This window comes from Bacillus sp. RO1, from assembly GCF_012524115.1.
In the GTDB taxonomy this organism is placed as follows: domain Bacteria; phylum Bacillota; class Bacilli; order Bacillales; family Bacillaceae_I; genus Sutcliffiella_A.
This window is the reverse complement of record NZ_JAAZWB010000038.1, coordinates 15,106-34,301: the sequence shown is the minus strand read 5'-3', so window position 1 is coordinate 34,301 and position 19,196 is coordinate 15,106. Positions and strand designations below refer to the sequence as shown.

The window sequence follows — 19,196 nt, the reverse complement described above, 5'->3', positions numbered from 1 at the left end:
AGTATTTAGGTGGTTTACTGTTATAATCACGTATTTATTAGGTCGCGTGTGCTACTACACTTGTACTCTATCATGATAGAATCGTGTATATACAGATTAGCGGGGAGCGTTCATTTATGAAAATAACTAATATTCTTTTTACAGGTAGGTTGGTAAAAGAGTTAGAGAGATTATTGGATGTTGAGGATAGGTTGCAAGGGAGGAATTTTCGTTTTTTAACGGAGGAAGAAGTTTCGTTCGAGGATTTAGATTGGGCGGATGCTTATGTGGCATTTCATCCAGTGTCGAACTTTCATTTTGGGAATATAAAGTGGGTTCACTCACTGGGTGCCGGTGTCGATCGTTACATGGCAATTGGCGATACGTGGCCAGATGAGGTCATATTAACAAGAACCATTTCATCTTTTGGGAAGAAAATTGGTGAGTACACGCTTAGTTATATGTTAAAGGACCTGCAACATCATGATACTTTTCGTAATCAGCAAGTGCGTGGGGATTGGAAGATGGTTGCTCCGCGTGCCTTAGATGAGATGAAGGTAGTCGTTTTTGGAACAGGAGAGATCGGTCAGGAATTGGCTAGGATTCTAGCGTTTTTTGGTGTGCAAGTAGAAGGTGTTTCCCGCAGTGGGATGGACAAGGATCATTTTTGCAGGGTGATGTCATTGGAGGAAGTTAGTTTAAAGAAGGCAGATTTTATCATAAATACATTGCCGTTGACGATGGAGACGGAGCATTTGTTTGATGAACGCTTTTTTGCTCAGGTAAACCAAGCTGTGTTTGTTAATGTGGGAAGGGGAGGGACTGTGGATCATGATGCTTTGTTAAAAGCACTGGTTAGCGGTAGTCTTAAAGCGGCCGTCCTGGATGTTTTTGAAGAAGAGCCGTTACCTGTTGGCAGTCCATTATGGAGCCAGCCAGGTGTGACGGTCACCCCGCATATTTCCGCGATCACGACTCCTGAAGAAGGAGTGGCATGTTTTTTAGAAACGTTGGAGGCTGTGGAGAGCGGGCGTGAGTTGCGGAATAGGGTAGATGTTGGTAGGGGGTATTGAGGGGAGAGCATTGTTTAAGCTATTAAGTGTTGGAACGGTAAGCATGGGAGCTTTTCAAGACCAAAAGCAAGACCAAGAGCTATCCTCAAAAAGCTTATTCAGTAGCTGGTCAAGATTTTATAGGAAACAAAAAAACTATAGAAAAAGCAAGGCCCACCTGAAGTCAGGTCCAATGGAAGTGCTCGCTGCAGTAAAGGAGGATTCCTAAAACGATGAGGACGACACCGTGTCCGATTGTGTTGAATATACCCCAGACTTGTATAGCTTGATTTGATATTTTCTCGCTCGGTTCTTTGATGGTCAAATTCATTCTTTTTCACGCTCCTACTTTTTTATACGAAACAGGTATAAAGATAGTTTCAACAAAATAATTTACCTGGTTAGGGAGAACCTTAAAAGGGAATAAAAAGCAAAACGGATAAATTGGAGGAGTAAGCATGTTACTAAAGTATTTTTATGACGAACGTTTGGCGCAGGCTTCCTACATGGTCGGTTGCCAGGCTTCCAAAGAAGCATTCATCATTGATCCGGCAAGGAATATCTTACCTTACATAGAGGCTGCAACAAAAGAAGGGCTTCGTATTGTCGGCGCATTGGAAACCCATATTCATGCTGATTTTGTAGCGGGTTCGAGGGAACTAGCAAAACGCTTGGGGGCGAAAATGTATCTTTCAAATGAAGGCGATAAGGATTGGAAATATGAAAATATAGGTGAACTTCCCCATGAATTAGTGAAGGATGGGGATGAAATAAAGCTTGGAAATATTGTGTTTCAGGTGTTGCATACGCCAGGTCATACACCAGAAAGCCTTTCTTTTTTAGTAACAGATGGTGGAGCGAAAACAGAACATCCAATGGGTATCTTTACAGGTGATTTCGTATTTGTTGGTGATGTGGGCAGACCAGATCTTTTAGAAAAGTCCGCACATAAGGAAGGCACAGCTGATAAGGGGGCAAAAGACATGTATGCCTCTTTAACTAATTTTAAGAATCTCCCAGATTATGTGCAAGTGTGGCCAGGACATGGGGCGGGAAGTGCATGTGGAAAATCATTAGGGGCCATTCCTTCTTCCACTGTCGGCTATGAAAAAAGGGTGAATTGGGCATTTCAACATGATGATTTTGAGAGCTTTGCGTCAGAGTTGTTGGAAGGCCAGCCGGAACCACCGAAGTATTTTGGCATTATGAAACGAGTGAATAAAATTGGGCCGAACTTCACGTTAGATCTACGTAAACCAGAACGGTTGGATGACATAAATGCTTTATCTAAGAAAATAATAGAAGGGGCACAGGTTATTGATACGCGGGAAGCGGCCCTTTTTTCAAAAGAACATATAGAAGGAACAATCAATATCCCTTTCAATCAGGCTTTTACTAATTGGGCTGGTTGGATCATCAACTATGAACAACCCCTGTATTTGTTAACGGATCCTTCTAAGCTTGAGGAAATACAGAGAGCGCTTCAATCCATAGGAATTGATAATCTCCACTGTTATATGGATGTGGATCTTGCCATTCGAATGACATCTGCTCTTGAGTCCTATCACGATATTACACCGAAAGAGGCGAAGGAATTGCTGGCTGAAGGTGCGCAAGTCATTGATGTAAGGCATGATTCAGAGTGGAAGAGCGGGCATATTGAAGGAGCAAAACATATGATGCTAGGTACTTTACTGGATCGATTGGAGGAGGTACCAACGGATCGGCCACTTATTATCCAGTGTGGTTCCGGTGTCAGATCTGCAATTGCAATTAGTTTGTTGCAGGCAAAAGGGGTAAAGGATGTCCGTAATATGCTTGGAGGATATGCAAGGTGGCAAAAGGATATTAAATAAGGAGATGGCTGGGACAAAAGTGTTTTAGTTTAAATGAAACCCGAACTAATTTGAAATCTCAAATTAGTTCGGGTCTGTTTTCGTTTAAAAGATACATTTAGTTTTTTTGTTGCACCAGCTGTTGATTGGAACAAAAGGCGAAGACTCCTGAGGGAGATAGCGGTAGCTTGAGACCCCGCAGCGGAGCGAGGAGGCTCAAGCACCGCCCCTAGGAAAGCGGAGCCATTTGTGGAAATCAACAGCGGTATTTAGAGCCGAACCTATGTTACTTATATTGTTCGTCTTTTATTAGAATTTTTTAGTTTTGTCCCAGCCTCCTTCTCGCGTTTCACGTGGAACATAAATAAATCCTGAGAAAATGTTCAAAATAGTATTGACTTGAAAATGATTATCATTACAATAGGTAATGAGAGTGATTATCATTTCTAATGAGACTACATACATAGGGAGTGTACATAGTGAAAAAGTTTACTGTCATTTTAAGTATGATGCTAGCTTTAATGTTAGCTTTAACAGGCTGTGTGAGCAGCACCAATAACAACGGAGCAGAGAACAACGGAGAAGCAACGAACGAGCAAGGAGAAGTTGTAAACCTATATACTAGCCGTCACTACGAAGCGGACCAAGAGCTTTACAAAAAGTTCGAAGAAGAAACTGGCATTAAAGTGAACGTGGTAGAGGGTAAAGGCGACGAGCTAATGGAGCGCTTAAATATTGAAGGGGAAGCTACAGAAGCAGATGTATTTATTACTTCAGATGCCGGTAACCTACATCAGGCAAAAGAAGCTGAATTACTTCAAGCGGTTGAAAGTGATGTACTTGCTGAAAATATCCCAGAAAAATTACGTGATGTTGACAATCAATGGTTTGGCTTAACAAAGCGTGCGCGTGTTATCGTATATGCTAAAGAGCGTGTAAGCCCAGAAGAACTTTCCACATATGAGGCTTTGGCTGAACCGGAATGGAAAGATCGTGTAGTTATCAGAACTTCTGAGAATATGTACAACATGTCTCTTTTAGCATCATTCATTGACATCATGGGTAAAGATCAAGCAAAAGCTTGGGCGCAAGGAATTACAGATAACATGGCTCGTGACCCTGAAGGGGGAGACCGCGATCAAGCGAAGGCTGTTGCAGCAGGAGAAGCGGATGTTGCGATCATGAACACATACTATCTTGGTGTTATGTTAAATGGAACAGATGAAGAAGAGAAAAAAGTTGCAGAAAGTGTTGGCGTATTCTTCCCTAACCAAGAAACAACTGGTGCACACATCAACATTAGTGGTGCGGGCGTGACAAAGCATGCAAAAAATAAAGAAAATGCGATTAAATTCATCGAATTTTTAAGTAGCGAAGAAGCACAAGGTCAATTTGCGGAAGCTAACTCTGAATACCCTGTAAATGAGAAAGTAGAACCTTCTGAGCTATTAAAATCTTGGGGTGAATTTAAAGAGCAAGATATCAACCTTTCTAAGTTAGGTGAAAACCAACAAGAGGCGATTCGCATCTTTAATGAAGTTGGTTGGAAATAAATAAATATGAACAAACCTTGAACCGAAGCATACAAGATAGTGCTTCGGTTCTATTTATTTGGAATCTTTTGTTCCATTTGAGAATGATTTTCGTTATAATTTAGAATGGAGAAACAAAGAGGCAACGAAGGATGTGTCATCTGTGAATCGGTTTCATTGGTCAAGGGTACATCATAAAGGATGGGCGCTTGCAAGTCTTCTTTTTATAGCGATTATATTAATACCAAATTTACTCATAGCCGTTGAATTTTTTACAGAAGGAAACGACAACTGGCATCATATACGAGAATACTTATTAAAAGATTATCTGCAAAATTCCGCGGTCATTATAGTTTTTACTGCACTGGCAACGATGTTAATTGGCACAAGCCTTGCATGGTTGATTACCATTTACCAGTTCCCAATGCGAAACTTTTTAAAATGGGCATTGATTCTTCCATTGGCCATACCGCCATACATTGCTGCTTATACATTTCACGGTATCCTAAACTATACAGGTGTCGTACAAACCACCTTGCGAAACTCGTTTGATATACAGGTGAAACAGGCTTACTTCGATATCATGAGTATGCAAGGGGCTATCTTCATTTTCACGGTCACCCTGTTTCCTTACGTTTATGCGATAACGAGAAGCTTTTTTCAGAACCTATCAGCGTCGGTACTCGAGAATGCGAGATTGCTAGGCGGAAATGATGTGGATACATTCTTCCGTGTAGCCTTGCCGATTTCAAGAGCGGCAATTGTAGGAAGTGTGACTCTAGTTATTTTAGAAGTGCTAAATGATTATGGAGTTACAAGTTATTTTGGCATCCAGACAGTCAGTACGGCCATTTTCCGTACTTGGTATGGAATGATGGACCTAGATTCCGCTTTGAAGTTGGCAGGAACTCTGATGGTGTTGGTAATGGTTGTTCTAATGTTTGAGAGAGTGGTGAGGGGAAGAAAGAAATTCTTTGATCCTTCCTCAAAAGTTCGTCCCATTCAGCCGAAGAAGCTTACAGGAGCAAAAGCATGGGGGGTATTCGCTTATTGTTTCGGAGTGTTTACCATTGCATTTATCATACCTTTGCTACAGCTGTTGAGCTGGGCGTTCATGACCTATGAAAAAGTATTTAACGCAGAATTCATTATACTTGCAAAAAACTCAGTGTTTGTAGCATCGATTGCTGCTCTTATTATTATTTTGGTGGCACTGATAATTTCCAACTACACAAGGTTGCAATCAGGTCTGTTGACTAAGTTTATCTCTAGGGTGACAACACTAGGATACTCCATTCCTGGAGCTGCCATCGCAATTGCGGTCATTACGATATTTATTTCATTAGATCAGTATATTGTGACGTTCCTTGCGCAGTTTAACTTAAAACCTGAGTTTGTACTGCGAACGACTTTGATCATGTTGATTTTTGCTTATGTGATACGATTCCTTGCAATTGGGTTTAATAATATTGAAGCCGGGTTTGAAAAAGTGGGTAACAGGTATTCGGAAACTTCGAGGATGCTTGGTGCGTCAACTTTAAGGACGTTCTTTTTGGTGGACCTTCCGCTGTTACGTGGTGCCATCGCAAGTGGCTTCATCCTAGTATTTGTGGATATTTTAAAAGAATTACCGTTAACCTTGTTCTTGCAGCCTTTTAACTTTTCAACGCTTGCGACACAAGCTTTCAAATATGCAAATGATGAACGCGTGCAGGAAGCTTCCATTGCTTCCCTGATGATCATCTTCATAAGTGCATTATGTATCTTCATTTTTCACCGTGTACTTGATAAGGAGGCAAACTAATGTTTATCCAGATCAGAGACTTGCAGTTCCAATATAAAAATACAAAAAAGAATACACTTGATCATATTCAGGTGGATATTGACCGTGGAGAGATTATATCTATTCTTGGAAAAAGTGGAAGTGGGAAAAGTACGTTGCTACGCATCATTGCGGGGCTTGAAAATCCAACCTCAGGAAGCATGAAAATAAATGGAGAAGTAATGTTCGATCCAAGAAACTTCATTGTCCCGGAAAAACGTGGTATTGGGGTCGTATTCCAGGACTACGCGTTGTTTCCGCATATGACAGTGGCCCAAAATATTAAGTACGGATTGCGGAAAATGAACCGGAAGCAAAAGCAGGAGCGACTAGAAGAAATGCTTAGCTTGATCAACTTGTCTGAATATGGGAACCGTTATCCGTATGAGCTTAGTGGAGGACAGCAGCAGCGTGTAGCCTTGGCTCGAGCTTTGGCACCGGCACCATCTCTATTGTTGTTGGATGAGCCGTTTAGTAACCTGGATGCGCACCTTCAGGAGAAGATTCGCGACGAGTTAAAAGAGATCTTAAAGAAAACAGGCATCACCTCGATTTTCGTCACCCACGACTTTGCAGACGCCAAAGCCATTGCCGACCGGATACTATACATTGATGAGGGGCAACTTGTGAATAGAGCGTGTGACTTGGTAATGAGTTAAAGGGGTGAAGAGGGGTCTGACCCTCAGTGCTTTAAAGCACTGAAGGTCAGACCCCTTTTTTCGTCTCAAGGCCCGAAATGACTTTGCGGAAGCTTGAACGGTAACAGAGAAGGCGTCTCAAGGCCCGAAGCAGCTCCGGGGAAGCTTGAACGGTAACAGAGAAGGCGTCTCAAGACCCGAAGCAGCTCGTCCAAGGCACAAACGGTAACAGAGAAGGCGTCTCAAGGCCCGAAACAGCTCGGCCAAGGCACAAACGGTAACAGAGAAGGCGTCTCAAGGCCCGAAGCAGCTCGGCCAAAGCAAAAACGGTAACAGAGAGACCCTCTCAAGTCCCAAAACAGCTCGGCCAAAGCACAAACGGTAACAGAGAGACCGTCTCAACGTCCAAAGTGCCTCCGCGAAAGCAAAAACGGTAACAGAGCCCCCCTTTTATATTCCAAACCTCACTTCTTCAACAACAAAAACATAAAGTAAGGTGCCCCAATCAACGCGACCATGATACCTGCTGGAATTCCGCTATCAATCAGGTTTCGTCCCACTGTGTCCGCAAACAACAACAGCCAGCCGCCAATTAAGACTGCCACAGGCAGGAACAATTGGTTTCTAGGTCCCACCAACGATTTCGCCATATGAGGGGCCATTAAACCAACAAAAGCAATACCACCGGTCACCGAAACCGCAGAAGCGGCCAATGCTACAGCAGTCAACAACAAAATTATACGTTCTTTCTCAATAGATACCCCAACCCCGATTGCCACGGACTCACTCATGCCAAGCAAATTCAAACGGTTGGCTTTATACAACGTAAAAGGAACCAACACAAGTAACCAAGGCAACAAAGCCAGTATAAATGGCCAATCTGTCCCCCAAATGTTACCTGCCAGCCACTTGGCGATGAAATCAACTTTTACACGCTCAGCAGAGGAAATTAAGATGATCATCATACCGGAGAGTGCCATGGAAAACCCTACTCCGACCAACACCAGACGAACAGGCTGCAGCCCGCCATTTCGCTGATAAGAGAACAAATAAATCAACATAGCCGTGATAAGCGCCCCAAAAAATGCAACCGCCGGTAACATATAGACGAAAGAACCAACGTTAATCGGAACATACAAGAAGAAAACAGAGATAGCCACACCGGCCCCCGCATTTATTCCAATAATTCCTGGGTCCGCCAAGTCGTTACGGGTGATCCCTTGAAGAATCGAACCTGATAATGCAAGCGCCATGCCCGCAAGGATCGTGATGAGAATACGTGGAAGCCTGATGGAAAACAAAACAAACTCCTCTTTAAAGCTTCCTTGACCTAGTATGGTTGGTATTAATCGGTCGAACGACAATGATGCTGGTCCAATTCCGATACCAACAACAATGGTAGTCACAATAAGTAAAGCCAAAACCCCCACAATAATACGTTGCTTTTTTAAAATAGACGGATGGATCATGAGAATGCTTTCCCTCCCTTACGCACAATAACAAGGAAGAAGGGAAGACCGACCATTGCTACGATTGCTGCGACAGGCGTTTCAAAAGGAGCGTTTATGGTGCGTCCCAGTGTATCTGCAAAAAGCATGAAAGTAGCTCCAACTAGCGCGGACATCGGCAAGATAAAACGGTAATCCGTTCCCACGATGGAGCGGACAATATGAGGGACCATTAATCCAATAAAGGCCATATTTCCAACAAGTGCCACAGAAGCACCAGTTAATAAAATAATCACAACAAACAATACTGCTTTTACCGATGCAATTTTTTGCCCCAACCCGACCGCAACTTCCTCGCTGAGACTAAGAATGGTCAGTTGTCTGGATAGGTAAAGAGATACAAGCAAGCCAACAGTAATCAATGGAATAATCAACTGTAATTGGCCCCATGTGGTCCCGATAATTCCCCCGGCAGTCCACATAGAGACATCGCGTGACAATTTAAAGGTCAGCGCGACCCCTTCCGCTATGGCGAAAAGAAAAGCGGAAACAGCAGCACCTGCAAGCACGATGCGGAGGGGAGAAAATCCGCCCTTTTTCACGGCGCCTAAACCAAACACCATAATAGCCCCTAATGCGGCTCCAATAAAACAAGCAATGGTTATGCCATAATAGTTAATAGAAGGTAAAAATGCCAGCGTAATTGCGAGTGCCGCGTTCGCTCCAGCCGTCAAACCCAGAAGGCCTGGGTCTGCAAGGGGGTTCCTTGTCATCCCTTGCATAATGGCACCAGCAACCGATAAACCAGCTCCTACAAAAATTGCAGCTACTTCCCGTGGCAGGCGTATCTCGCGGATAATTAAGATCTTATCCCCACTCGTTCCTGGCGAAGTTAAAGCCAGCCAAACATCGCGAAGTGTGGTATCAGCTGCCCCAAAAACCATAGCAGCAAAAAATACCGCCCCCAAGACGATGACCGCCCCAATAAATTTTATTGTAAAAGGAATGCTCCGTTCCAACGCAATCTTCATGTGCCTCATCTTTTCTATATTAGAATGGGAGTTTAATATTATGTATAAAATTGTTGATCGCAGTGCAAGGCGCGCAGACTCCCGCGGAAAGCGAAGCGCCTGGAGGAGATCAACTCTGGTTCAAGCAAAAACAATGGATAGAATAAGAGGGACCTTCTATTAAAAGAAGTATCCCTCCAAAAAGGTCTTAGTTTCCTAAAAAGCTATCCTTAAAGAATTCCAACTGAAAATCAAGGGAAATCGGGTCGTTAAAATAGAATTCTTTGGCATCCGCTTCAAAAACCTGACCATTCTTCACAGCAGGAATATTTTTATACGTGTCTGTTTCCTGGAAAGAAGTATCTCCATCAGAATTCTTACTGAATACTACATAATCACCAGCAAACTCAGGTAGTACTTCAAAAGAAAGTGTATAATATCCAGCTTCTAATGCTTCTTCCTTCACTCTTTCCGGCATTTTTAACTTCATTTCTTGATAAAGAATCTCTGTTCCTCGTCCCCAGTTATCGCCGAAAACGTAAAGTTCTTTATCAAAGTTCTCGATAACGGATACAGTTGCGTCCTCACCGATTTTAGCGCGGATCTCTTCTCCTGCTTCTTGCGCGCGCGTCTTGAAGTCATCCACCCAATTTTGAGCTTCTTCTTCTTTGTTCAAAAGCTTTCCAACTTCCACGTGCTGTGTAAGATAGTCCACTTTCCCGTAAGTATACGCGACAGTTGGTGCAATTTCGCCTAACTGCTCCAGATTGTTTGTGTTGGAGGCTGCAATAATTAGGTCTGGATCTAACTCGATTATCTTTTCTAAATCTTGATCGGTCACTTCGACTGCATTTTTCAAATATTCTTCATAACGCGGATTTGCCATTGCCCAAGAATCTGTCCCAACAATATTTGTTCCAAGTGCCATGACATTTCCAGCTACAAAAGAGTTCAATACTACGACTCTTTGTGAATCTGCAGGTACTTCAATTGGTCCTGTTTCTGCTTCATAAGTAATCGTTTCAGATGAGGAAGCATTTCCTTCATTGGAACTATCATTACTATTATTACTACTAGCATTATTATTGGTGTTTCCGCAGGCACTAATGACCAGCAATAGCAGGAATACGAATGGAATCATTAATTTTTTCATCTTGGTTGTCTCCTTTAAGTAAGTTATAAGTTAAGCACATGGGCTTATTTGTTCTTGGATCTCTCCCAATCTCAGCATCGATATGAAAGACGCTTTTTAAAACTTCCGATGTAATTACTTCTTCGCAATCACCAGACTTGATGATGTTGCCGTCTTTTAAGGCAATCAGGTAATCAGCGAATCTTGCAGCCTGGTTCAAATCGTGCAGGACCATGATAATGGTTCTTTCTTGCTCACGATTGAGGCGTTGCAACAGTTCGAGCACTTCCAGTTGGTGTGCCATGTCTAGATAGGTGGTAGGCTCATCTAGGAAAATGATTTCCGTTTCCTGTGCAAGGGCCATGGCAATCCAGACGCGTTGTCGTTGACCACCAGATAGAGCATCAACTGGTCGGTATTTAAACTCGGTTGTTCCTGTTACCTCTAGTGCCCAGTCTATGACTTCATAATCCTTTTTGGCTAATCTTTCAAATCCCTTTTGATAAGGGAAACGGCCGTAAGAAACCAGTTCGCCAACGGTTAATCCGCTTACACTTTCAGGTGTCTGAGGCAATATGGCCATTTTTTTCGCCAATGATTTGGTGTTTTCTCTGGCAATCTCTTGTCCATCTAGCAGGATAGCTCCAGATTGGTGGGAGATAATTCTGGTGATAGCTTTTAGTAGCGTTGATTTTCCACAACCGTTAGAACCAATAATCGTCGTGATCTGTTTATCAGGTATTTCTATGGATAGATCTTTTATGATTAAGCGTTCACCATAGCCAATGTTCAGTTCCTTTGTATATAGGCGAACCATTATGTAACCCCCAGTTTATAGTCAGTTTACATTATTGATAATGATTATCAGTTTCGTTACAAGTATTACTATAAGACTATAAGAGTAGTATGTCAACGACTAATTGAGAAACAAAATCAATTAGATGTAATTCCCATTTTAAAAGTAAAGAGTTAGAGGTTGTTCAGTATGTAAGGCGGAATCGCGTTGGGGAGGCAAAAACCAGGCATCTGTTTGCCTATGAGCTAGATTTGACTGCGATGTGAGAGTTTTCGACGTTTGTCCCATCCGGCTTCCTTTATACAAGCTTTCTTCATGATCAAATCGGTAAGTTTGACCTATATATGAAAAATTATTGGGATTGGGATTTTTTCTTGAGGGTATCTGAAAGGTTCAACATTGCAAGATTAGAAGTGGCAGGGGTTCTTAATGATCTTTCTGCGGAAAACAGTAATCAGTCCAAAGGTTTGACTGGTATGAGGTTCTATTCAAATTGTCTGGGACGGGAGGCTTGAAGATGCATAGAAATAGGAAAGGAATGAATTCCTTTCCTACGCTAGACAAGCATCTTCTTTACCATTCCTTAGGCTCATAATTCAATTCAGCAAACAACTGGCGCTTTTCCTTTTTGCTAAGGTCGCGCCACTGTCCCATCGGCAGATTTCCAAGCTCAATATTCATGATTCGTGTGCGCTGCAGTCTTAAAACTTCATACCCAAGCTCTGCACACATGCGACGGATCTGACGGTTTAATCCTTGAGTCAAAATAATCTTAAAATCAAACTTTGATAACTGTTCCACTTCACATGGGAGTGTCTTAGTACCTAGTATCTTAACGCCTTCAGACATCTGCTTTACAAAATCCGGCGTAATCGGTTTATCGACAGAAACAATATATTCTTTTTCATGCTTGTTTTCTGGGCGCAAAATTTCATTAATGATATCACCGTCGTTTGTTAGCAGAATCAAACCTTCCGATTCCTTATCAAGACGCCCGATATGGGAAAGACGTAACGGATGGTTCACTAGGTCAATGATATTTCCCTTTACTTTCTTTTCAGTGGTGCTAGTAATCCCAATTGGCTTGTTCAACGCGATATAAACATTATCTCTAGCAATCCGGATAAGTTGTCCGTTGACCAATACCTCATCTCCAGGGTTTACCTGACCACCAATCTTGGCTACCTTCCCGTTAATCTTGACTCTACCTTCTTCGATCAATTTATCTGCTCCGCGTCTCGAAGCAACACCAGAGTCACTAATAAATTTATTTATTCTCATTCTCTTACACGTCCTTATATGAAAAAATGAACTCACTCTTATATAGGAAGAAGTGAGGAATAATTCTATATATGTACCCTATCATACAATAAACAAAGGACCGCTTACAAATGGTGGCGGAACTAGTAGAAGCTTTGAGGTTTTTAGTGGTGCTTTAACGCTTTAACGGGGAGCGGGTCAGACCCCTATATACCTTTATGTAATTTCTACCATTCAAAATACTAGAAACCTAGTATTTATCTGCAAATTTTCGACATTTTTCTTTTCTAGGTATTTTTAATCATGAAAATATGTTCATCTTTGAAAAACATATATTGAAATATTGGAAGTTTACGAATATAGTTAGTATAGTAAGGGTTTTCACTTTACTATAAATTTATAATTTTGGGGGAATTATGGCATGAAAAAGGGTTTAATTGCAACGATCGTCACTGTTTTAACTACGATGATCTTTCTAGTAGGTTGCGGTACAGACAATAATGGCGGTTCTGACTCTGCTTCTGGCGATGGCAGCGGTTCTGACTTAATGGTCGGAATGGTAACGGATGCTGGAACGATTGATGACAAATCTTTTAATGAAGGTACTTGGACTGGGATCCTTCAAGCTAAAGAAGACTTCGGCATTAAAGAGAAATACTTAAAGCCAGCTGGTACTACAGAAGCTGACTACATGCAAGAAATCACAAACTTATATGATGCAGACTTTAAATTTATTGTTACTCCTGGATTTAAATTTGAAACAGCGGTATTCCAAGCACAAAGTCAATATGAAGATGCAAAGTTCGTTCTGATCGATGGATCTCCACATAATGGTGACTTCAACCCTGTTGTAGGTGAAAACACAGTATCTATCTTCTTCGCTGAGCACGAAGCTGGATTCTTAGCTGGTGTTGCTACGGCTCTTGAGTTAAAAGAAGGCGAAGCTGGTTTCATCGGTGGTATGGAAATTCCTCCAGTTCAAAAGTTTAACTGGGGCTTCCAACAAGGTATTGCGTATGCTAATGAAAACCTAGATACAAATGTAAGCATTAAAGAAGAAAACGTTGTGTACCAAGGTACATTTGATGATGTAGCTGCAGGTCAGCAAATTGCTGGAGCAATGTTTGACCGTGGCGTAAATGTAATCTTCGCAGCTGCGGGTGGAGTTGGCGTTGGGGCAATCAACGAAGCGAAAACACGTGTAGCAGGCGGAGACGAAGTATGGATGGTAGGAGTAGACGTTGACCAATACGAAGAAGGTAAAATGGACAACGGTGAATCTGTAATCTTGACTTCTGCAATGAAGAAAATTGACACAGCTGCTGCTGATATGATTAAAGCTGAAATCGATGGAGAGTTCCCAGGTGGAGAAACACTTACATTCGATGCGAAAAACGATGGCGTAGGACTTCCTGAAGAAAATCCAAACTTAAGTGATGAAACATCTACTAAAGTTAATGAGATCTTTGAACTAATCAAATCCGGTGAAGTGGAAGTATCTGCTGAGCAAGGCGATTTGATCAAGTAATACGTGCACTACCTGGCGTAATTATCTAAAGCAAATTCGTTTGCTAGATTCAGATTGATAAAGTAAAGGCGGGGTGACCCGCCTTTTTTAATGCAAATGTAAGAGGTTAGTTGTCTGTCCTCTTGGGATAAATAAACTGTTTTGGCAAAGTTTGTTGGAGTTTATAGAGTGTTGGATATTAGTGGATTGGAGTGGAAGCCACTTGACTCCTGCGGGAGATAGAGGGAAACGAGAGACCCCGCAGGCAAAGCCGAGGAGGCTCTCGGCCCTCCCCGAGGAAAGCAAGTGGCTGCAACGAAAAGAAACGGGACAGCTTATAAACGGCAACCTTTGCGAAAAAACCAAAAACAAAAAAGGGAGAATCACTCTATGGACTATGTAGTGGAGATGCTCAATATCCGGAAAGAGTTTACTGGAATAGTTGCCAATGATGATATTACACTTCGTCTGAAGCAAGGGGAAATTCACGCCCTTCTTGGAGAAAATGGTGCCGGGAAATCAACACTGATGGCTATTTTGTTCGGTATGTATCAACCGGATAGAGGATCTATAAAAATTAATGGCAAGGAAACGAAGATTGCCAATCCTAATGTCGCGACAAAACTTGGTATCGGGATGGTCCACCAACACTTCAAGCTGGTCAGTAACTTTACGGTAACAGAAAACATCATGCTTGGTTCTGAATTGCATAAATTGTATGTGCTTGATAAGAAAACGGCCAGCAAAAGAATTGAAGAATTGTCTAAAAAATATGGCTTGAATGTGGATCCACATGCCAAAATTGAAGACATTTCTGTCGGCATGCAACAGCGTGTTGAAATTCTAAAAATGCTTTATCGTCAAGCGGACGTATTAATTTTGGACGAGCCTACCGCGGTTCTTACCCCTCAGGAGATTGAGGAACTAGGTAAGATTATGAAGAACCTTATCGCAGAAGGTAAATCCATTATCATTATCACGCACAAACTGAAAGAAATTAAAGCGATGGCAGACAGGTGTACGGTTATCAGAAGAGGAAAGACAATTGGCACGGTGAATGTGGCGGAAACGTCAAAAGAACAAATGGCGGAAATGATGGTCGGACGCGAAGTCAACTTCAAGGTCGAGAAAAGAGAAGCGACTCCAAGCGACGTTGTGTTGAAGATGGATAATGTATCAGTAAAGAAGGGGAAAGACGTTGTTGCCCTTAAGAATATGTCCTTAGAGCTTAAAAAAGGTGAAATCCTTGGCATTGCAGGGGTAGACGGAAACGGCCAGGCTGAAATTGTGGAAAGTATTACTGGCTTAAAGCAAGCGGACTCCGGGACCATCCTTTTTGAAGGAAAAGACATTACTAAAATGCCGGTGCGTTCTAGAATCGCAAGCGGGATTGCCCATATTCCAGAAGACCGTCATAAGCACGGACTTGTTTTGGATTATACGATTGAGGAGAATATGGTGCTCGAGCTTTATCATAAAGAGCCATATTCTAAACGCGGCGTGCTTAATTTTGCTGCGATTAAAAAGCATGCTGATAACATTATCAACAGCTTTGATGTCCGTTCAGGTGAGGGCGGGAAGTCCATTGCCAGATCCCTATCAGGTGGTAACCAGCAAAAAGCGGTTATTGGACGCGAGATTGAACTAGACCCAACACTGCTAATTGCCGTGCAGCCTACTCGCGGACTAGATGTTGGTTCTATTGAATATATCCACAAAAGACTAGTGGAACAGCGTGATAAAGGGAAGGCTGTTTTACTTGTGTCCTTGGAATTAGATGAAGTATTAAATGTTTCAGATCGCATCGCCGTTGTGAACAATGGCCAACTAGTTGGAATCGTGAATGCAAAGGAAACAAACGAGAACGAACTTGGTCTGATGATGGCAGGCGTGATGAAGGGGGAAGAAGAATGAGAAATGGCATAATCTCGTTACTTGCTGTCCTTTTCGGTTTGATTGCAGGTGCGATATTGATGGCAGTCACAGGAAACAATCCTGTGGAAGGATACAAATATTTGTTTGAAGGCGGATTGAAGAACCTGTCCAGAATGGGAAATACACTAGCAACAGCGACGCCACTTATTTTCACAGGTTTATCAGTTGCTTTTGCATTCCGTACAGGGTTGTTTAATATCGGAGCGGCAGGGCAAATGCTTTTTGGTGGTTTTTGTGCCGTTGCTGTCGGGCTGACTTTTGATTTGTCCAGACCGCTTTTATTAGTAGCGATGGTCGTGGCCGGTTTTATCGGTGGGGCACTTTGGGCTTTTATTCCAGGACTATTAAAGGCAAAGTTCAACGTACATGAAGTTGTTTCTACGATTATGATGAACTGGATTGCCTACTGGACAGTATACTATGCGGTTCCTGCCTACTTTAAAGGCGAGTTTTTGGAAACAGAATCCAAAAAGCTACCGGAGTCTGCATCTTTACGTACACCAATTTTAACAGAAATGTTTGATGGGTCTTATATTAACCTTGGTTTATTTATTGCTGCCATTGCAGTAATCATCTTCTCCTTCATCATCAATAAAACCACACTTGGTTATGAGTTGAAGGCAGTAGGATTTAACCGTGATTCAGCGGAATATGCAGGAATTGCGGTAAACAGGAGTATTGTGACTTCCATGGTCATTGCCGGTGGTTTGGCTGGTCTTGGGGGAGTGGCATTCTATGCTGGAAATGCGACAAGTATCCAAATTGGTATCCTGCCATCACAAGGTTTTGATGGGATTGCCGTGGCACTTCTTGGAGCAAACACGGGTATTGGGGTATTACTTGCGGCTGTTTTCTTCGGTCTTTTATATTCCGGTCGCGGATTTATGAATGCCATGACAGATATTCCACCTGAGATTGCAGATTCCATTATTGCTATCATCATCTATTTTGCTGCAACAAGCATTCTGATCGATCGCATGATTCGCTACTTTATTAATAAAAAGAAAAATAGACAACCAGTAGCAACTCAAAACAACGTTCAAAAGAAGGAGGAGGTTTAAGGTATGTGGACAGTGATTCAACAGATAGCACCGTACGCAATCATCTTCACTATCCCTCTTTTGATCACAGCGTTGGGAGCTTTATTCAGTGAGCGAAGTGGAGTTGTTAACATTGGTTTAGAAGGATTAATGGTCATCGGGGCATTCACAGGAGCCCTTGTCATTTTGAACATGCAGGAAATGATGCCAGGCCAACAAAAAGCAATCTGGATCGGGCTAGCACTTGCTACCTTGATGGGATTATTGTTCTCCCTTCTTCATGCGTTTGCAAGTATCAATCTTCATGCCAACCAGATTATCAGTGGTACAGCCATCAATATGATTGCTGCAGCTATCACCGTCTTCTTGGCTAGAAATATTACAGGTAGCGGAAACATTCAAATCAGCACATTAAAACCTTTTAATGTTCCGTTTTTATCAGATATTCCTGTGATTGGCAGCTTGCTCTTCACGAGAACCTATGCAACGACTTGGCTTGTTCTTGCCATTTTGTTAGTAAGTGCATTCATGCTATATAAAACACCTTTTGGACTTCGTCTTCGTTCTTGCGGTGAGCATCCACATGCAGCAGAAGCAGCTGGGATCAGCGTAAGTAAAATGCGTTATATTGGGGTAATGATTTCAGGAGCTTTCTCTGGTTTAGGAGGAGCAGTTTTCATCGTAACAACTGGTGGAGAATTCAACGGAACGGTTGCAGGTCTTGGATTCTTAGCACTTGCGTCCTTGATTTTCGGCCAGTGGAAGCCACTTGGGATCCTGGCGGCAACTCTGTTCTTCGGTTTTGCCACTACGGTTGCGAACGTTTCACAGGTAATCCCTTCTTTGGCTGTCATTCCGCCAGTATTTTTGAAGGTATTTCCATACGTGGTGACGTTAATTGCGTTAATCGTATTCTCTAAATCCTCTCAAGCTCCAAAAGCTGTGGGAGAACCATTTGATTCTGGAAAACGATAAGGTTAATATTAGCTTTAGACGCGCTCTCTTTATTGGGGGCGTGTTTTTTGTCGTTATTAGCACAATTAAACGCTTACATATCTGACTTTTTGAAATAAAATGTGTTGACAGAATTTTCTCCAGGTTTATAATTAATTTAACATATGTTCAAATATGAATTTACAAAAGTTCACTAATTTCCTAATTTGCTTAGAATAAGACTATCATTCTACAAGCGTCACCATGATTCTAAGCAATTTTGTACGCTTATCATGAACATAATTTGAAAATCGGGTGAAGTGAGTATGCAAAATGAAAAGATAGCCCGTTTGGTAGAAGTGGCTAAAATGTACTATCTCTTTAATTATAGCCAGCAAGAAATTGCCAAGAAGCTGGGGGTATCTCGCCCTACCGTATCCCGTCTTCTTGATCAGGCAAAACAAGATGGGGTTGTACATATCAAGATTTGTGATCCAACAGAAGATTTGAACGGGCTGGCTTCCCAACTCATGGAAAAATATAAACTGAAGGATTGCGTGGTTGCATCCGTACCAGCTTATGAAGATAGTCATATCAAACAGAAAATCGGGGAGGCAGGAGCTGAGTATTTATACAGCATTGTCAAAACTGGTGATACAATCGGTATCACTTGGGGCACAACGCTGTACCAATTATCTCAGCAGCTTAAGCCTAAAAGTGTGCATGATGTGGAAATCGTGCAGTTGAATGGCGGCGTTAGTTATTCGGAATTAAATACGCACGCCTCAGACATTATTAATGGACTGGCAACGGCTTTCCATACTACACCACACTTTCTGCCTGTGCCGGCAGTAGTCGATCATCCTGTCGTAAAGCAGGCAATAGTCGCTGACCGTCACATTAATAAGGTTTTAGAGCTTGGGAAAAAGGCTAATATCGCTATTTATACAGTTGGGGAAGCTGGGGAGCAATCCACTCTGATGAGAGCGGGTTACTTTTTGGACAGTGATGTGGAAACGTTAAAGAAAAACGAAACAGTGGCAGATATCTGCTCACGGTTCATCGATATAAACGGACACATCAGCAATCAATCATTGAACGAACGAACTATTGGCATTGAGCTTTCTCAACTTGCTGAAAAAGAATATAGCATTCTTGTAGCAGGGGGAAATAAAAAGATGGAAGGCATATTGGGGGCACTCAACAGTAAATATGCCAATGTCCTCATAACCGATCAGTACACAGCCAAAGCTTTGTTGGAAATGGGGGAGAGATAA

Annotated in this window: 16 protein-coding genes; 11 read left to right on the top strand and 5 right to left on the bottom strand. The window is 42.2% G+C overall.

All coding sequences use genetic code 11. The annotated features are described in order from the left end of the window. Positions 1-116: 116 nt before the first annotated feature. The 6 genes from HC179_RS03310 to HC179_RS03285 all read left to right on the top strand — a co-directional run bounded on the left by HC179_RS03310 (position 117) and on the right by HC179_RS03285 (position 6,879). Positions 117-1,052 (top strand): D-2-hydroxyacid dehydrogenase, encoded by a 936-nt coding sequence (locus HC179_RS03310; protein WP_168863045.1) that lies wholly within the window; start codon positions 117-119, stop codon positions 1,050-1,052. A gap of 10 nt (positions 1,053-1,062) precedes the next feature. Next, the gene (locus HC179_RS03305) at positions 1,063-1,260 is read left to right on the top strand and encodes a hypothetical protein (protein WP_168863044.1); all 198 of its coding nucleotides are present in this window, start codon (positions 1,063-1,065) and stop codon (positions 1,258-1,260) included. 229 nt (positions 1,261-1,489) lie between these two features. Beyond that, entirely contained in the window at positions 1,490-2,887 is a 1,398-nt protein-coding gene (locus HC179_RS03300; protein WP_168863043.1) for an MBL fold metallo-hydrolase, read from the top strand. 458 nt (positions 2,888-3,345) lie between these two features. Continuing rightward, positions 3,346-4,419 carry a Fe(3+) ABC transporter substrate-binding protein gene (locus HC179_RS03295; RefSeq protein ID WP_346775109.1) on the top strand — a complete coding sequence of 358 codons (1,074 nt, stop codon included), beginning with the start codon at positions 3,346-3,348 and terminating at the stop codon, positions 4,417-4,419. 142 nt (positions 4,420-4,561) lie between these two features. Then, positions 4,562-6,202 (top strand): ABC transporter permease subunit, encoded by a 1,641-nt coding sequence (locus tag HC179_RS03290; protein WP_168863042.1) that lies wholly within the window; start codon positions 4,562-4,564, stop codon positions 6,200-6,202. After that, positions 6,202-6,879, top strand: coding sequence for an ABC transporter ATP-binding protein (locus HC179_RS03285; protein WP_168863041.1), 678 nt, complete (start codon positions 6,202-6,204; stop codon positions 6,877-6,879). The genes HC179_RS03290 and HC179_RS03285 overlap by 1 nt, the downstream gene beginning before the upstream one ends. A 443-nt stretch (positions 6,880-7,322) precedes the next feature. Here the strand turns inward: HC179_RS03285 and HC179_RS03280 are convergent, their stop codons facing one another. The 5 genes from HC179_RS03280 to rluF all read right to left on the bottom strand — a co-directional run bounded on the left by HC179_RS03280 (position 7,323) and on the right by rluF (position 12,525). After that, positions 7,323-8,327, bottom strand: a complete 1,005-nt coding sequence (locus HC179_RS03280; protein ID WP_168863040.1) for a FecCD family ABC transporter permease — start codon at positions 8,325-8,327, stop codon at positions 7,323-7,325. After that, the gene (locus HC179_RS03275) at positions 8,324-9,337 is read right to left on the bottom strand and encodes a FecCD family ABC transporter permease (protein ID WP_168863039.1); all 1,014 of its coding nucleotides are present in this window, start codon (positions 9,335-9,337) and stop codon (positions 8,324-8,326) included. The genes HC179_RS03280 and HC179_RS03275 overlap by 4 nt, the downstream gene beginning before the upstream one ends. Before the next feature lie 187 nt (positions 9,338-9,524). Beyond that, complete coding sequence (locus HC179_RS03270; RefSeq protein WP_168863038.1) at positions 9,525-10,469, bottom strand: iron-hydroxamate ABC transporter substrate-binding protein; 945 nt, start codon at positions 10,467-10,469, stop codon at positions 9,525-9,527. Beyond that, entirely contained in the window at positions 10,420-11,265 is an 846-nt protein-coding gene (locus tag HC179_RS03265) for an ABC transporter ATP-binding protein (protein WP_168863037.1), read from the bottom strand. Before HC179_RS03265 ends, HC179_RS03270 begins: the two co-directional genes overlap by 50 nt. Positions 11,266-11,817: 552 nt before the next feature. Next, complete coding sequence (gene rluF / locus HC179_RS03260; protein WP_148987084.1) at positions 11,818-12,525, bottom strand: 23S rRNA pseudouridine(2604) synthase RluF; 708 nt, start codon at positions 12,523-12,525, stop codon at positions 11,818-11,820. Positions 12,526-12,925: 400 nt separating this feature from the next. On the opposite strand from rluF, the gene HC179_RS03255 reads away from it, so the two are divergent. The 5 genes from HC179_RS03255 to HC179_RS03235 all read left to right on the top strand — a co-directional run bounded on the left by HC179_RS03255 (position 12,926) and on the right by HC179_RS03235 (position 19,196). Then, positions 12,926-14,032 (top strand): BMP family lipoprotein, encoded by a 1,107-nt coding sequence (locus HC179_RS03255; protein WP_168863036.1) that lies wholly within the window; start codon positions 12,926-12,928, stop codon positions 14,030-14,032. Between the two features lie 369 nt (positions 14,033-14,401). Next, positions 14,402-15,925: an ABC transporter ATP-binding protein gene (locus HC179_RS03250; protein ID WP_168863035.1), complete on the top strand. Its 1,524-nt coding sequence runs from the start codon at positions 14,402-14,404 to the stop codon at positions 15,923-15,925. Continuing rightward, positions 15,922-17,007, top strand: coding sequence for an ABC transporter permease (locus HC179_RS03245; protein WP_168863034.1), 1,086 nt, complete (start codon positions 15,922-15,924; stop codon positions 17,005-17,007). The genes HC179_RS03250 and HC179_RS03245 overlap by 4 nt, the downstream gene beginning before the upstream one ends. A 3-nt stretch (positions 17,008-17,010) precedes the next feature. Next, positions 17,011-17,961: an ABC transporter permease gene (locus tag HC179_RS03240; RefSeq protein ID WP_010197704.1), complete on the top strand. Its 951-nt coding sequence runs from the start codon at positions 17,011-17,013 to the stop codon at positions 17,959-17,961. 284 nt (positions 17,962-18,245) lie between these two features. Further along, positions 18,246-19,196, top strand: a complete 951-nt coding sequence (locus tag HC179_RS03235; protein WP_168863033.1) for a sugar-binding transcriptional regulator — start codon at positions 18,246-18,248, stop codon at positions 19,194-19,196.

Excerpts from the sequence above, each read along its gene's own strand:
- HC179_RS03310 (WP_168863045.1), top strand. The coding sequence starts at position 117 with ATGAAAATAACTAATATTCTTTTTACAGGTAGGTTGGTAAAAGAGTTA.
- HC179_RS03300 (WP_168863043.1), top strand. The coding sequence starts at position 1,490 with ATGTTACTAAAGTATTTTTATGACGAACGTTTGGCGCAGGCTTCCTAC.
- HC179_RS03285 (WP_168863041.1), top strand. The coding sequence starts at position 6,202 with ATGTTTATCCAGATCAGAGACTTGCAGTTCCAATATAAAAATACAAAA.
- HC179_RS03280 (WP_168863040.1), bottom strand. The coding sequence starts at position 8,327 with ATGATCCATCCGTCTATTTTAAAAAAGCAACGTATTATTGTGGGGGTT.
- HC179_RS03275 (WP_168863039.1), bottom strand. The coding sequence starts at position 9,337 with ATGAAGATTGCGTTGGAACGGAGCATTCCTTTTACAATAAAATTTATT.
- HC179_RS03270 (WP_168863038.1), bottom strand. The coding sequence starts at position 10,469 with ATGAAAAAATTAATGATTCCATTCGTATTCCTGCTATTGCTGGTCATT.
- HC179_RS03265 (WP_168863037.1), bottom strand. The coding sequence starts at position 11,265 with ATGGTTCGCCTATATACAAAGGAACTGAACATTGGCTATGGTGAACGC.
- rluF (WP_148987084.1), bottom strand. The coding sequence starts at position 12,525 with ATGAGAATAAATAAATTTATTAGTGACTCTGGTGTTGCTTCGAGACGC.
- HC179_RS03255 (WP_168863036.1), top strand. The coding sequence starts at position 12,926 with ATGAAAAAGGGTTTAATTGCAACGATCGTCACTGTTTTAACTACGATG.
- HC179_RS03250 (WP_168863035.1), top strand. The coding sequence starts at position 14,402 with ATGGACTATGTAGTGGAGATGCTCAATATCCGGAAAGAGTTTACTGGA.
- HC179_RS03245 (WP_168863034.1), top strand. The coding sequence starts at position 15,922 with ATGAGAAATGGCATAATCTCGTTACTTGCTGTCCTTTTCGGTTTGATT.
- HC179_RS03240 (WP_010197704.1), top strand. The coding sequence starts at position 17,011 with ATGTGGACAGTGATTCAACAGATAGCACCGTACGCAATCATCTTCACT.
- HC179_RS03235 (WP_168863033.1), top strand. The coding sequence starts at position 18,246 with ATGCAAAATGAAAAGATAGCCCGTTTGGTAGAAGTGGCTAAAATGTAC.